At 69.3% G+C, this 12283-nt stretch carries 14 protein-coding genes; 8 read left to right on the top strand and 6 right to left on the bottom strand.

All coding sequences use genetic code 11. The annotated features are described in order from the left end of the window. Position 1 precedes the first annotated feature (1 nt). The 3 genes from FM051_RS35980 to FM051_RS35990 all read right to left on the bottom strand — a co-directional run bounded on the left by FM051_RS35980 (position 2) and on the right by FM051_RS35990 (position 1320). On the bottom strand, positions 2-490 hold the full coding sequence (locus tag FM051_RS35980; protein WP_158842765.1) for a hypothetical protein: 489 nt from the start codon (positions 488-490) through the stop codon (positions 2-4). Positions 491-619: 129 nt separating this feature from the next. Then, positions 620-1030: a type II toxin-antitoxin system VapC family toxin gene (locus FM051_RS35985; protein WP_158842766.1), complete on the bottom strand. Its 411-nt coding sequence runs from the start codon at positions 1028-1030 to the stop codon at positions 620-622. Next, complete coding sequence (locus FM051_RS35990) at positions 1027-1320, bottom strand: type II toxin-antitoxin system Phd/YefM family antitoxin (RefSeq protein ID WP_158842767.1); 294 nt, start codon at positions 1318-1320, stop codon at positions 1027-1029. The genes FM051_RS35985 and FM051_RS35990 overlap by 4 nt, the downstream gene beginning before the upstream one ends. A gap of 54 nt (positions 1321-1374) precedes the next feature. On the opposite strand from FM051_RS35990, the gene FM051_RS35995 reads away from it, so the two are divergent. The 4 genes from FM051_RS35995 to FM051_RS36010 all read left to right on the top strand — a co-directional run bounded on the left by FM051_RS35995 (position 1375) and on the right by FM051_RS36010 (position 5555). Continuing rightward, complete coding sequence (locus tag FM051_RS35995) at positions 1375-2121, top strand: DUF72 domain-containing protein (RefSeq protein WP_158842768.1); 747 nt, start codon at positions 1375-1377, stop codon at positions 2119-2121. 62 nt (positions 2122-2183) lie between these two features. Beyond that, positions 2184-3029 carry a DUF72 domain-containing protein gene (locus tag FM051_RS36000; RefSeq protein ID WP_158842769.1) on the top strand — a complete coding sequence of 282 codons (846 nt, stop codon included), beginning with the start codon at positions 2184-2186 and terminating at the stop codon, positions 3027-3029. Positions 3030-3095: 66 nt separating this feature from the next. Beyond that, the gene (locus tag FM051_RS36005; protein WP_158842770.1) at positions 3096-3476 is read left to right on the top strand and encodes a peptidase inhibitor family I36 protein; all 381 of its coding nucleotides are present in this window, start codon (positions 3096-3098) and stop codon (positions 3474-3476) included. A 90-nt stretch (positions 3477-3566) separates the two neighbouring features. After that, a complete protein-coding gene (locus FM051_RS36010; RefSeq protein ID WP_158842771.1) occupies positions 3567-5555 on the top strand; it encodes a GmrSD restriction endonuclease domain-containing protein in 1989 nt (662 codons plus the stop codon). A gap of 34 nt (positions 5556-5589) precedes the next feature. Here the strand turns inward: FM051_RS36010 and FM051_RS36015 are convergent, their stop codons facing one another. Then, a complete protein-coding gene (locus FM051_RS36015) occupies positions 5590-6789 on the bottom strand; it encodes a PP2C family protein-serine/threonine phosphatase (RefSeq protein ID WP_238412286.1) in 1200 nt (399 codons plus the stop codon). Between the two features lie 5 nt (positions 6790-6794). Then, on the bottom strand, positions 6795-7610 hold the full coding sequence (locus FM051_RS36020; protein ID WP_158842773.1) for an alpha/beta fold hydrolase: 816 nt from the start codon (positions 7608-7610) through the stop codon (positions 6795-6797). Positions 7611-8010: 400 nt separating this feature from the next. On the opposite strand from FM051_RS36020, the gene FM051_RS36025 reads away from it, so the two are divergent. Together FM051_RS36025 and FM051_RS36030 are read left to right on the top strand one after the other, a co-directional pair. Next, complete coding sequence (locus tag FM051_RS36025; protein ID WP_158842774.1) at positions 8011-8655, top strand: hypothetical protein; 645 nt, start codon at positions 8011-8013, stop codon at positions 8653-8655. A 23-nt stretch (positions 8656-8678) separates the two neighbouring features. Further along, positions 8679-9698, top strand: a complete 1020-nt coding sequence (locus FM051_RS36030) for a helix-turn-helix domain-containing protein (RefSeq protein WP_158842775.1) — start codon at positions 8679-8681, stop codon at positions 9696-9698. Positions 9699-9738: 40 nt separating this feature from the next. Here the strand turns inward: FM051_RS36030 and FM051_RS36035 are convergent, their stop codons facing one another. Further along, positions 9739-10539, bottom strand: a complete 801-nt coding sequence (locus FM051_RS36035; RefSeq protein ID WP_202918770.1) for an NAD(P)H-binding protein — start codon at positions 10537-10539, stop codon at positions 9739-9741. 71 nt (positions 10540-10610) lie between these two features. Here FM051_RS36035 and FM051_RS36040 point away from each other — a divergent pair, with 71 nt between their 5' ends. Further along, entirely contained in the window at positions 10611-11522 is a 912-nt protein-coding gene (locus tag FM051_RS36040; RefSeq protein WP_158842776.1) for an AraC family transcriptional regulator, read from the top strand. Beyond that, a complete protein-coding gene (locus FM051_RS36045) occupies positions 11519-11851 on the top strand; it encodes a nucleotide pyrophosphohydrolase (protein ID WP_158842777.1) in 333 nt (110 codons plus the stop codon). Before FM051_RS36040 ends, FM051_RS36045 begins: the two co-directional genes overlap by 4 nt. Positions 11852-12283 lie beyond the last annotated feature (432 nt).

Below are 12283 nucleotides of genomic sequence, written 5' to 3' on the forward strand. Positions count from 1 at the left end.
CCTACCTCCAGGGCTTGCTGTAGTCCTCGTTGGACACGGGCGGGATCTGGTTCTCCCACCGCGATACCTCGTTCGCCGCGGCGTGGGCGTCCTTGTACGAGGCGTTCGGGTTCTGCTGCCAGTATCGGGCCTCGGCCAGTTCGTGCTCCAACAGCGCCACGTCCTCCGGCCGTGCCCGACCGGACCGCAGCCGCAGCCAGGCCTCGGCCATGTCGGGGTTCGGGTCGAACCGTGCCATCACCGTGCCGCCGTTCTGGCCCTCCAACGGGTGCAGGTCCTCGAACACGTGGTTCTTGATCTGCTCGATCTCCGCGCGGCTGAACCCCGTGCCGCCGTCCGCTCTCGGCACGTCGGCCACGTGCCCGGCGACGTCGTCGATGTCGTCGGAGTCGGCGGTCACCACCACGGCGCCGTTCGCGCTGGTCTCGGTGACCTGGATCCGCTCCACCTCGGCGCGCAACGCCCGCAGCTTGTCCGCGCGCTGCCGCATCCCCTCGACCCAGTCGTCGATGCCGCGTTCGGCCTGCCCGGATCACCGCTGAGCAGCCCGTCCCACCGTGGCTCCGATATGCACACCGTTATAGCGCACGAGTACCGCGCGAGGTGGTCGACTCGGTGGTCAGTGTTCGACCGGGTGGACGGCGATGACCTCGACCACCCGGTCCAGTCCGGTGAAGTCCTTGACGTTGGTGGTCAACACCGGCATGCCGTGCGCGGCGGCGGTGGCCGCGATCTGCAGGTCCATCCGGCGCGGGCGGGCGCTGCGGCCGGTGCGGCGGACCAGTGCGGCGAGCGTGCCGTAGATCTTGGCGGCGGCGAGGTCGAACGGCAGCACCTCGAACCGGTCCAGCGCGGCGTAGTACCGCTCGGTGCGGGCGAACCGCTCGACCGGGTCGTCCACGTCCAGCCCGTAGGCCAACTCCGCCGCGGTGACGGCGCTGATCGCGGGCTCGGCGCGGGCGAGGTCGCCGAAGTCGATGTCCTCCAGCCGGATCACCACGCCGGTGTCCAGCAGAATCCGCCTGGTCACCGGCGCCACGGGTCTTCGGTCGGGTCGTCGGCGCCGAAGAACTCGTCGTCGGCCACGCGGTCGGCGTGCCAACGCGCCGCGTCCACCCGGGGCAGCTTGCGGAACTCGGCCTGCGTCTCGGCGAGCGTGTGCCGGGGCCTGGACTCGGCGTGCGGCACCAGGTCGGCGATCGGCTTGCCGTTGCGGGTCACCACGAAGCGCTCCCCCGCCTCGACCCGCCGCATGATCTCGGCGTTGTCGTTGCGGAGTTCCCGTTGGCCGATCGTGTGACCGGTGGTTGCGACAGCCATGACACAATCATACTCGGAGTGCTACAGCTGTGCTACACGTTTCAGCGGTTACTCATGGGCAACACGGTCACTGTGGGTGAGATCAAAATCGGCACGTCCGGCTGGCGCCATCCCGAGTGGCGCGGTGACTTCTACCCGCGTGGGTTGCAGCAGCGCCTGGAATTGCAGTTCCTGTCCCGCAGGCTCGGCACGGTGGAGATCAACGGCTCGTTCTACGGGCTGCGCAAGCCGACGGACTTCCAGTCGTGGTCCGAACGCACACCCGACGACTTCGTGTTCGCCGTCAAAGGCCATCGGGAGATCACGCACATCAAGCGATTGCGCGACGTCGAGAAGGACGTGTCGGAATTCTTCTCGTCCGGGGTGCTCGACCTGGGAACGAAACTCGGGCCGATCCTGTGGCAGCTCCCCCCGACGCTGCCGTGGCGTCCCGAGCGCCTGGCCGCGTTCCTGGAACTGTTGCCCGGCCCACCGGTTCGGCACGCGGTGGAGGTCCGGCACCCGAGCTGGGACAAGCCCGAACTGGCGGAGTTGTTGGCACGGCACGGAGTCGCGCTCGTCGTCGCCGAGTCGGCAGGCCGTTTCCCGGAACTGTGCGAGCTGACCACCGACTTCGTCTACGCCCGCCTCCACGGCGACAAAGAGCTGTACATCAGCACGTACTCCGACACCGCCCTCGACCGCTGGGCCGCCAGATTCCGCGAATGGTCGGCCACCCGGGACGTCTACGCGTACCTGGACAACACGATGCGCGGCGCGGCACCGCACGACGCCCTCGCCTTGATCGACCGGCTCAGCTGAGCCTGGGCAGCCTGCCACCGCGGCACGGGGGTACGCGTGGATCAGATGGGTACCACTGGGACATGACGGGTGAGGTTCGCATCGGGACGTCGGGCTGGGTCTACCCGGCGTGGCGTGGCGCGTTCTACCCGAAAGGCCTGGTGCAGCGGCGGGAGTTGGAGCACATCTCGGGCCTCATGACCTCGGTGGAGCTGAACGGTTCGTTCTACTCGCTGCAACGCCCGTCCAGCTACCGGGCGTGGGCGCGGCAGACGCCGGAGGACTTCGCCTTCGCGGTCAAAGGCGGCCGGTTCATCACGCACCTCAAGCAGTTGCGCGACGTGGAGACCCCGCTGGCCAACTTCTTCGCCTCGGGTGTGCTCGCGCTGGAGGCCAAGCTCGGCCCGTTCCTGTGGCAGTTGCCGCCCAAGCTCCGCTACGACCCCGGACGCCTGGCCGCGTTCTTCGACCTCCTCCCCCGCACCACCTCGGCCGCGGCCAAGCTCGCCGAGCGTCACGACGAGCGACTGCCCGACGAACGGGCCTGGACCACGACCGACACCGACCGGCCACTGCGGCACGCGCTGGAGGTCCGCCACTCGACGTTCCTGGTGCCGGAGTTCCACGACTTGTTGCGGGCGCACGACATCGCGCTCGTCGTCTCCCACACCGCCGGCAAATTCCCGTACCTCGAAGACGTCACGGCGGACTTCGCCTACGTGCGGCTGCACGGCAACCAGGCCCTGTACGTCGGCAGCTACTCCGACAGCGAACTGGACGAGTGGGCCGCCAAGATCAAGGCGTGGGCCGTGGACCACGACGTCTACGTGTACTTCGACAACGACACCGACGCGGTGGCACCTCACGACGCGGTCCGCCTCGCCACCCGCCTACCCGTTCCCCCGACACGCCCCCACACAATGAGGTGAACGCCAGGCTTTCCACCCCCACACCGCCGCCGATCACAGCACTCTGGTGCGGTGGAGGTGACCCGAATGACGCCCCGCGGCCTCTTGACCGCCCTGACCCTCACCGCCGGCGCCCTGGCGTCCAGCGGCATGGCGTCCAGCGGCATGGCGGTGGCCCAGCAACCGGACCCGACCTGCGACCGCGGCGAGTTCTGCGCCTGGGCCGGTACCAACTACACCGGCAAGGTCCACCGCCTCGACCTGGAAACCGCCAACCCGAGCGAGTGCATCCCCCTGCCGGACAAATTCGTGGCGCGCTCGTTCGTGAACCGCCTGACCAGGGACGCCTCGGTATTCCAAGGCGCGACGTGCTCGACCGAGGCCGAGTTCACCACCTACCCCGGCAAGGGCACGTACGTGCCCGACGCCCCTTTCGTGGTGCGGGCGATACAGGTCTGGGAGCCCTAGCCCGGCCGGTGCTAACGACGCTACGCCGCCGGACGATGACGGAGTGATCGCGCACGAGGTGCGTTCCAACCCCACCGGGAGCACGTCCACATGCCCGTTGACAAGACGGAGCGCGAAATCAGCGCACTAGTAGGCCAGATCGAACGCGGTGAGATCAAGCTGCCGGAGATCCAACGTGGCTACGTGTGGAAACCAACCCAGGTGGCCAAGCTCATCGAGTCGCTCTACCGGGGCTACCTGTCCGGGTCTCTGCTCTTCTGGCAGACCGACGAAACACCTCAGACCAGGGCAGCGGCCATCGACAGGCCCGTGGTCCAGCCTGCCGTCGTCCCGCTCTACCTCTTGGACGGCCAGCAGCGGGTCACGTCGCTGCACCGAGTGCTCACCGACCACCCGCAAGCCGCCATCGTCTTCAACGTCGAAAGCGAGAAGTTCCAGAATCAGAGCGCGGCGACCGCGAAGGACCCGCGCTGGATCAAGGTCTACGACGTCCTCAAACCGGGTGTCGACCAGTGGCACCTCGTCAGCGGCCTGCACGAGCGCAATCCCGACCTGACGCCGAACGACATCAGCAAGCGACTCCAGCGGCTGGCTGCCATCCCGAGCCACAAGTTCCACATGGAGGTGCTGCGGGACTTCCCTTACGACGAGGTCACCCAGATCTTCGTGCGCGTCAACAGCGGCGGACGTCCGCTCAAGACGTCCGATCTGGCATTGGCGACCCTGTCCGCTCGATGGCCGGGTGTGCTGGAGAGGTTGGAGGGGGAAGCCGCGTACTGGACTCAGCGAGGGTTCGGCGACGTCGACGTCACCTTCCTCACCAGGGCTCTCACCGGCGCGGTACTCGGACGCGGCCTGTCCGCGTGGTCGCACGCACGGCTCGTCGCCGCCACCGACGACCAGCTGGAACGTGGCTGGAACACCGTGCAGCGCGGGTTGCGGCACCTCGTGCCGCTCCTCCAGAACAACCTGGGTGCCTCGCACAGCCGATTGCTGCCCTCGATGATCGTCCTGTTGCCGTTGATCGTCCTGCTGGGCGAGCGGGAAGACGAGCAGTTGGACGGCGCGAGTGCCGACGGCATCCTCTACTGGTTCCTGGCGGCCACCGTCCGCAACCGGTACAGCGGTTCCACCGACACCCGGCTGGGCCAGGACATCCCGGCGGCCCGCATGGCCGATCCGGTTCGCCGGCTGCTGAGCAATCTGGGTGTCAGCGCCACGGGTCTCACGATCACGCCTCAAGACCTCGCCGGACGGTCTGTGGGAAGCCCGTACTTCTTCCTGAGTTTCCTCGTCGCCAAGGAGGCAGGCGCCAAGGACTGGTGGGACAGCATCGGCATCTCGGCCGCGGCGGAAGGCAGCCAGACGTTGGAGTACCACCACATCCACCCGCAAGCGACGCTCAAGAGCCATCCGGCGAAGTACAGCAAGGCGGAGATCAACGACCTCGCCAACCTCGCGTTCATCTCGGGCAAGGCCAACAGGAAGATCAGTCACCGGTCCCCGGTGGACTACTTCCCCACGCTCGGTGATCAGGAGTTGACCGCGCACCTCATACCGTTGAACGAACAACTGCGGCATGCAGCCGAATACAGATCGTTCCTGTCGGTCCGGCGTCGACTGCTCGCGGACGCGATGACCGGACTCTTCGACAGGTTCCGACCGGCCTGGCTGGCGCCTGCGGACGAGTCCGTCGATCCGATGTCCGGCTCCGTGCTCGAGTTCGTGCTGCACGACAACCCCGCAGGCGAAGACGTGCTGTTCGCGACCGCTCGCAACGCGGACACGACGTGGTCCGCGACGATGTCGGCCACCGAACTCGACGACGCGATCACCGCGGCAACAGCAGGCGTCGACGGCGACCTCGTGGTTGCGGGTGAGAGTGTGCCTGTCCGAGTCGATGACGACACGATCGAGATTCCGATCGGACCGTTCCTCGTCACCGGCACCGCCTCGGAGTGGCGCAAGGTACTCGACCGGGAAAGGGAGGACGCGCGGACCATGGCGGACTTCGTCGAGCCGGGATCTGCCGCGTGGGACGGTGAACGCCTTCCCTTTCCGGTTACCAGCGTCGACTGACGGGCCGGAGCCGTTGCACCGCACGAAACGGGTCTCAGCAGCGCCGGGGGGCGGGAACGCCCAGCGCGAGCACGGCGGTGTCGTCTTCGACGCCCTCGCCGAAGCCGGCCAGCAGGTCCACGAGAGCCCCGACGACGTCCGCCGCCGCCGTGGAGGCGAGGGTGGCCGCGAACTCCAGCAGCTCCTGCTCGCTGTAACGGGTGTCGCCGACACGGGCCTCGATGAGGCCGTCCGAGTACAACACGAACGTGTCACCGGCGGACAGGCGGACGGTGGCGGTGACCACGCGGGCGTCGGGCAGGATTCCGATCAGCTGGCCGCCGGGCGTCTCCACGTACTCGACCGTGCCGTCCGCACGCAGCAGCAGACCCGGAGGGTGGCCACCGGAGGCGAGGGTGAGCGTGCAGCCGTCCGGGTCGACGGCGAGCACACCGAACGTCACCGTGCAGAAACCCGGCTGCCCGCCGTCCTGCTCCTGGTTCAGCACGGTGTTGAGGTTGGTCAGGACCGCGGCCGGGTCCGGGTCGTACACGGCGGCCGAGCGCAGGGTGTAACGGGTCAGCGACGTCATCGCCGCCGCACCGGCGCCCTTGCCGCACACATCGCCGAGGAACACGCCCCACCTGCCGTCCGCCAACGGGAACACGTCGTAGAAGTCGCCGCCGACCTCGAACGGCGAGGCGTGGTGGTAGTGCGTGGCGATCTCCACACCCGGCACGGTCGGCAGCACCGGCGGCAACAGGGTGCGCTGGAGCGTGGTCGCGAGCCGCCGGATCTCGTCGCGTTCCCGCTCGGCCTCCTGCCGTGCGCGCAACAGTTCGCGTTCGTACGCACGGCGGTCACGCGCGTCGAACACCGTGGTGCGGATCAGCAGCGGCTCGCCGTCACCACTCGTCTTGACCGTGGAGTTCACCAGCATCGGCAGCCGCCTGCCGTCAGCTGCGACCATCTCCAACGCCACGCCGCGCACCTCGCCCTGCATCCGCAGCAGCGGGGCGAAGTGGGTCTCGTGGTAGAGCTTGCCGCCGACGCTGAGCAGATCGGCGAACCGCCGCCGTCCCACCAACTCCTCGCGCTGGTAACCCAGCCACCGCAACAGGGTCCCGTTCACCTTCGCGATGTGCCCGTCCGGCAAAGTGGACAGGTAGCCGCACGGCGCGTTCTCGTAGAGGTCTTCCGCGCTGTCCTCCAGCAGTGCCGAGACAGCGTCGCGGTCCGGCTCGTCCCCGGTCACGCCCGTCACAGCGTGTCCGTCACGAAGCGCAACATGGCCGCCGCGGTGGCTTCCGGGGCGCTGAGCTGAGGGCAGTGGCCCGTGGCGTCGAGCGTGACGAGCGTGCTGCCGGGTATCCGGGCGTGCACGAACGCGCCGACCTCGCGTGGCGCGATCACGTCCTGCGCGCACTCCAACACCAGCGTCGGCACGCTCACCCGCTCCAGGTCCGCCCGGTTGTCGGACAGGAACGTCGCACGGGCGAAGACCCTCGCCACCTCCGGGTCCGTGCGGCAGAAGCTGTTGGTCAGCTCCTCGCCCAGCTCCGGCCGGTCCGGGTTGCCCACGATGACCGGCGCCATCGTCGCCGACCAACCGAGGTAGTTGCTCTCCAACGAGTCGAGCAGCTCCTCGATGTCGGCGGCGCTGAACCCGCCCCGGTAGTCACCGTCGTCGATGTAGCGCGGCGACGGTGTGAGCAGCACGAGCTTGCCGAACCGCGCCGGCTCCGCGGCCACCGCCAGCACACCGATCATCGCCGACACCGAGTGCCCCACGAACACCACGTCGCGCACGTCCAGCTCACGGCAGATTTCACGGCAGATGTCGAGCACATCGGAGGCGTACGCGTCGAGCGTCGAGTACCGCCGCGCGTCCCACGCCGAAAGATCCGACCGCCCCGCCCCGACGTGGTCGAACAGCACGACCCGGCACTTCTCGGCGAGCGCGGGCACGACCAGCCGCCACAAGTTCTGGTCACACCCGAAACCGTGCGCGAGCACCACCACGGGGCCGTCGACGTTGCCGGTGACAACCACGTTGTTCCGGCTCAGCACATCCATCACCACATCCTGTCCCACGGACCGTGGTACCCGCCCGTTCGGGCTTCGAACGACGGAGGGTGGCGGCGTCCGACCAAAGCCCAGCCGGCCAACGGTGGCACCGAGGCGAGCGCCGGACGGACTCCCGGTCACGACGAGGTGGGGCACACGGCCGGTATCCGGGCCTACCCAGCCCTGCTGACCGTGCCGCCCGCGCTGGCAGGCGTCCTGTTCCTCGTGGGTCGATGTGGGTCGATCGCTGTTCCGGCAGCCGGTCGTCCGCCGGCCGGCCAGCGGCCCTCCACCGGGAAACCGAAGAAACCCCGACCGGAGAGGACGACCTGCCGCAGGTGGCACGCTGACCCCCGGCCGAGCCCGACGCGACCGGGAATTGTCGGTGGGCGCGGTTACCGTGCCCGGCATGAGGATGTCGAACGCCACCGAGCTGACCGAAGACCACCACGCTCAGCTGGCCGAGCTGGGGCTGCGGGTCGACCACCTGGACGAGGCGATCTGGGCCGGGGTCGACGCGCGGGCGTCCGCGCCGCCGTTGGGGCCGACCAACGGGGCCGGGTTGCTGGACTGGATCCACCGGGTCGGCAGACTCCGCGAAGTGCTCGTCGCCGAGGGCTGGACGCGGGTCGACAAGTGGAACGCCGGGCTCGTCCAGCACCCCACCAAACCCGTCGTCCTCGGCACCCTCCAGGGCAACCGCCACACCGGCACGCTCGGCGCTCCCCTGCGCAGCGACTACGCCAAGGGCCCCGCCATCGCGGCCATGATGCGCGGCAACGACCGGGACCAGTTCACGCTCTTCGACTCGCTCCACACGCACGAGTGGAAGCTGTGGTTCCTGGTCACCTACCCCCACCAGGAAGGTGAACGGCTGGTCGTCCTGCGCGAGGTGGCGCAGCCGGAGCCCACGCCGCAGGGCCAGGTCGTGGACCGGTGGGCGCACCGGATCACGTTGCCGCCCTTGGTGTTCGGCCCCCTGCCCACACCACGCGGCACGGACGGCCCCGACGACATCGACGACATCGACGTCACCGTCACGCTGCGCCGGTAGGCGGGTGCGAGAATGGCGCGATCATGCTCACGCCCTCCCGCCTCGTCCTGGCCCGGACCCGTCGCGGCCTCACCGCGGTCGAGCTGGCGCGCAAGGCGGGCACGAGTCCGGCGAGCATCGGCGACTACGAGCACGGCCGCCGCCAACCCCGACCGGCCACCACCGCCAGGCTCACCGAGGCCCTCGGCTTCCCGGCGGGCTTCCTGGAAGCCGACGACGTGCCGGACATCGAGGCGGTGTTCACCAGACCGGCGCCCAAGCGGCAACGGGACGCCGCGATCAGCGCCGCCCGCCTCGCCATCGCCTTCGACGCCTGGCTGACCCGCGCGTTCACGTTCCCCGAACCGGACGTGCCGACGTGGGAACACCACGACCCGGAGACCGCGGCCGAGATGGTCCGCGCCCGGTGGGGCATCCCGCACCGCCCGGCGCCCAACATGGTCCACCTCCTGGAAGCGCACGGCGTCCGGGTGTTCTCCCTGCCCCAGGACTGCGCCGCCGCGGGCCCGTTCTCCGTCCGCCACGCCGGCACCCCCTACGTCTTCCTCGACCCGACGGCCACCCCCGACCAGGCCCGCTTCGACGCCGCCCGCGAACTCGGCCACCTCACCCGCAACGACGACGCGCAAACGTTCGCGACCGCGTTCCTCCTCCCCCGCGCCGGTGTGCTGGCCGCCGTCCCCCGGGGCGCGCTCACCGAACAGGTCCTCGCACACAGCGCCACCTGGCACGTCTCCCCGGTCACCCTCGCGCACCGCCTCCGCGACCTCGGCCTGCTCACCCAGCCCCAATACGCGACCGTGTGCGCCCAACTGGCCCGCCGCACCACCGGCATGACCCGCCGCGAGACATCCCAACTGCTCACCAAGGTCTTCCGCACCCTGCGCGCCCAAGGCACCACCCCGCACGGCGTCGCCCGCGAACTCCTGCTCGACGTGGAAGAACTCAACGGCCTCGTCTTCGGCCTGGTCCTCACCGCCCTGCCCGGCCAAGGCGACGGCGGCCACCCCACCAAACCGCACCTCACCCTCGTCCGGAGGTAGCCGTGGACCAGCCCACCGAAGAGCACCTGCTCGTCCTCGCTCAGGCCCAGGCGCCCGCCGCCTCCTTGACGTAGTCGCCGAACAGCCGCCCGTCGTGCCCGAGCACGGACGGCACACCGTCGGACAACGCGGCGTCGTGACCGTCACGCATCGCGGTCAACGACATCGTCAACACCTCCGCGTACTCCTGGTCGAAACCGCCCTGCACCAAGAGCTCGGTGTAGTCGGCCGGGGGCACGTCGACCACGCGGATCGAACGACCCGACACGTCACCGATCCGCGCCAACACCTCGCCGAACGTCAACGCCTCCGGCCCGGACAGCTCGTAGGTGACGCCCGCGTGCCCGTCCTGCGTCAACGCCGCCACCGCCACGTCGGCGATGTCCTGCGCGTCGATGAACGGGTGCGCGCCGTCGCCGCCGGGCGGCAGCACGAGCTCGCCCGCCAGCACCTCCCCCAGGAAGTAGTCCTCGCTGAAGTTCTGCGAGAACCACGTCGGCCGCAGGATCGTCCAGTCCACTCCGGACTCCCGCACCGCGCGCTCGCGGCCGTCCTCGGGCGAGATCCCGCGCGCTGACAGGGCGACGATCCGCCGCACACCCGCCGCCACCGCCCGCGGCACGAACGCCGCCACCTCGGCGTCGTCCAGGGTCGTCCCGAGCGGCACGAGGTAAACCGCGGTGACGCCGTCCAAGGCGGGTCCCCAGGTGGACTCGTCCGCCCAGTCGAAGCGGATCGCCGAACGGCGGGACACGGGACGGTTGGCGACACCGATGGCGTCGAGGGCGGCGGTGACGCGGCGGCCGGTCTTGCCGGTGCCGCCGATAACCAGGATTGTCATGCCACCAGCCAATCAAGATCGTGCTGGACGGAACATGGCTCACCGTCCCGGATCCATGTTCAATCGTCTACATGGACGCCCTCACCGACTTGCTGCGCGGCGTGCACGCGCAGCGCGCCGACGTGTGCCGCTCGTTCGCCTCACCGCCGTGGTCGCTGGCGTTCGCGGAGACGGCGCCGCTCACCCTCGTGGCCGCCGTGCGCGGCGACGTCTGGCTACTCGCCGAGGACGGCACCCACGCGTTGATGCGTCCGGGTGACATCGGCCTGATCCGCGGACCGCTGCGGTTCGTGCTGGCCGACGACCCGTCGACGCCGACGCAGATCGAGTTCGACGAACCGGACTGCGAACAGTGGCGCGTCGGCACCCGCACCTACGGGTTCCCGGCCGACGGGGACGTGCTGGTGATCACCGGCGCCTACGAGGTCGAGGGCGGCGTGTCCCACCGGCTGCTCAACGCCCTGCCGACGGCATTGGTCGTGTCGTGTGCGGACGGGGAGTGCCCGACTGTCGACGTGCTGTCCGCGGAGATCGCCAAGGACCGCCCCGGCCAGGACATCGTCCTCGACCGACTGCTGGACCTCCTCCTGGTGTACGCGCTGCGCGAGTGGTTCGACCGGCCCGAGGCGAACACGCCGGGCTGGTACCGAGCGTTGGGCGACGAGATCGTCGGACCGGCCCTGCGCGCGATGCACGACGAACCACAGCGCGCTTGGACGGTCGCGGAACTCGCAGCGCGCGCCGGGGTGTCGCGGGCGGCGTTGGCGCGGCGGTTCACCACACTGGTCGGCGTGCCACCGCTCACCTACCTGACGGGGTGGCGCATGGACGTCGCCGCGAACCTCCTCACCCGACCGGACACCACCATCGACTCGGTCGCGCGTGCCGTCGGCTACGCGGACGGGTTCGCGTTCAGCACGGCGTTCAAACGGGTACGCGGCGTGCGGCCCAGCGACCACCGTGTGGTAGCTCTGCGGGCATGAACCTGGAAGACCTGCGGGACGCGCTGCGCCGGTTCGCCGCCGCCCGCGACTGGGACCAGTACCACACCCCGAAGAACCTCGTGATGGCGTTGTCCGGGGAGGTCGGCGAGCTGACCGACCTGTTCCAGTGGCTCACGCCCGAACAGGCCGCGCACGCGATGGACGACCCGGAATTGGCCTGGAAGGTGCGCGACGAGCTGGCCGACGTCATGCACTACCTGGTGCGGCTGGCCGACAAGCTGGACGTGGATCTCATCGAGGCCGCGTTCGCCAAGATCGAGCGGAACGAACGGCGTTTCCCGACCGGTGACCTCAAGCCCGTCGAATGAGCCGGTGTCAGACGTAGGTCAGCAGGAGAAGGATCAACGTTACGAGGAGGATCGAGCCGAGAAGGGCCGGAGCCCACATCTGCGGGGATGACGACGGCGGGCGGGCACGGGAGTGCCTGCCTCTTCGTCTGCGCGCTCGCCACGGCACTGACGCCTCCCCTGGCCACTCACCGCTGGTCATGCCGTTACGGTAAGGACGATCAAGGGGGCCAAGCCGCACATCACCCGCTCGCGCCAGGCGCATCGCCCGGACAGCGGTGGAGACAACCGGAAAGTGACGGTTCGCGGTCAGTTGGAAACATGCCCCGAACGCAAAAAGCCCTCAGGGGCACCCGACCGTATCGGGTGCCCCTGAGGGAAAGAATGTTCGGCGGCGTCCTACTCTCCCACACCCTCACGAGTGCAGTACCATCGGCGCTGGAAGGCTTAACT

The organism is Saccharothrix deserti, assembly GCF_009769385.1.
GTDB lineage: Bacteria > Actinomycetota > Actinomycetes > Mycobacteriales > Pseudonocardiaceae > Actinosynnema > Actinosynnema deserti.

Excerpts from the sequence above, each read along its gene's own strand:
- FM051_RS35980 (WP_158842765.1), bottom strand. The coding sequence starts at position 490 with ATGCGGCAGCGCGCGGACAAGCTGCGGGCGTTGCGCGCCGAGGTGGAG.
- FM051_RS35990 (WP_158842767.1), bottom strand. The coding sequence starts at position 1,320 with ATGGCTGTCGCAACCACCGGTCACACGATCGGCCAACGGGAACTCCGC.
- FM051_RS35995 (WP_158842768.1), top strand. The coding sequence starts at position 1,375 with ATGGGCAACACGGTCACTGTGGGTGAGATCAAAATCGGCACGTCCGGC.
- FM051_RS36000 (WP_158842769.1), top strand. The coding sequence starts at position 2,184 with ATGACGGGTGAGGTTCGCATCGGGACGTCGGGCTGGGTCTACCCGGCG.
- FM051_RS36005 (WP_158842770.1), top strand. The coding sequence starts at position 3,096 with ATGACGCCCCGCGGCCTCTTGACCGCCCTGACCCTCACCGCCGGCGCC.
- FM051_RS36010 (WP_158842771.1), top strand. The coding sequence starts at position 3,567 with ATGCCCGTTGACAAGACGGAGCGCGAAATCAGCGCACTAGTAGGCCAG.
- FM051_RS36020 (WP_158842773.1), bottom strand. The coding sequence starts at position 7,610 with ATGGATGTGCTGAGCCGGAACAACGTGGTTGTCACCGGCAACGTCGAC.
- FM051_RS36025 (WP_158842774.1), top strand. The coding sequence starts at position 8,011 with ATGAGGATGTCGAACGCCACCGAGCTGACCGAAGACCACCACGCTCAG.
- FM051_RS36030 (WP_158842775.1), top strand. The coding sequence starts at position 8,679 with ATGCTCACGCCCTCCCGCCTCGTCCTGGCCCGGACCCGTCGCGGCCTC.
- FM051_RS36035 (WP_202918770.1), bottom strand. The coding sequence starts at position 10,539 with ATGACAATCCTGGTTATCGGCGGCACCGGCAAGACCGGCCGCCGCGTC.
- FM051_RS36040 (WP_158842776.1), top strand. The coding sequence starts at position 10,611 with ATGGACGCCCTCACCGACTTGCTGCGCGGCGTGCACGCGCAGCGCGCC.
- FM051_RS36045 (WP_158842777.1), top strand. The coding sequence starts at position 11,519 with ATGAACCTGGAAGACCTGCGGGACGCGCTGCGCCGGTTCGCCGCCGCC.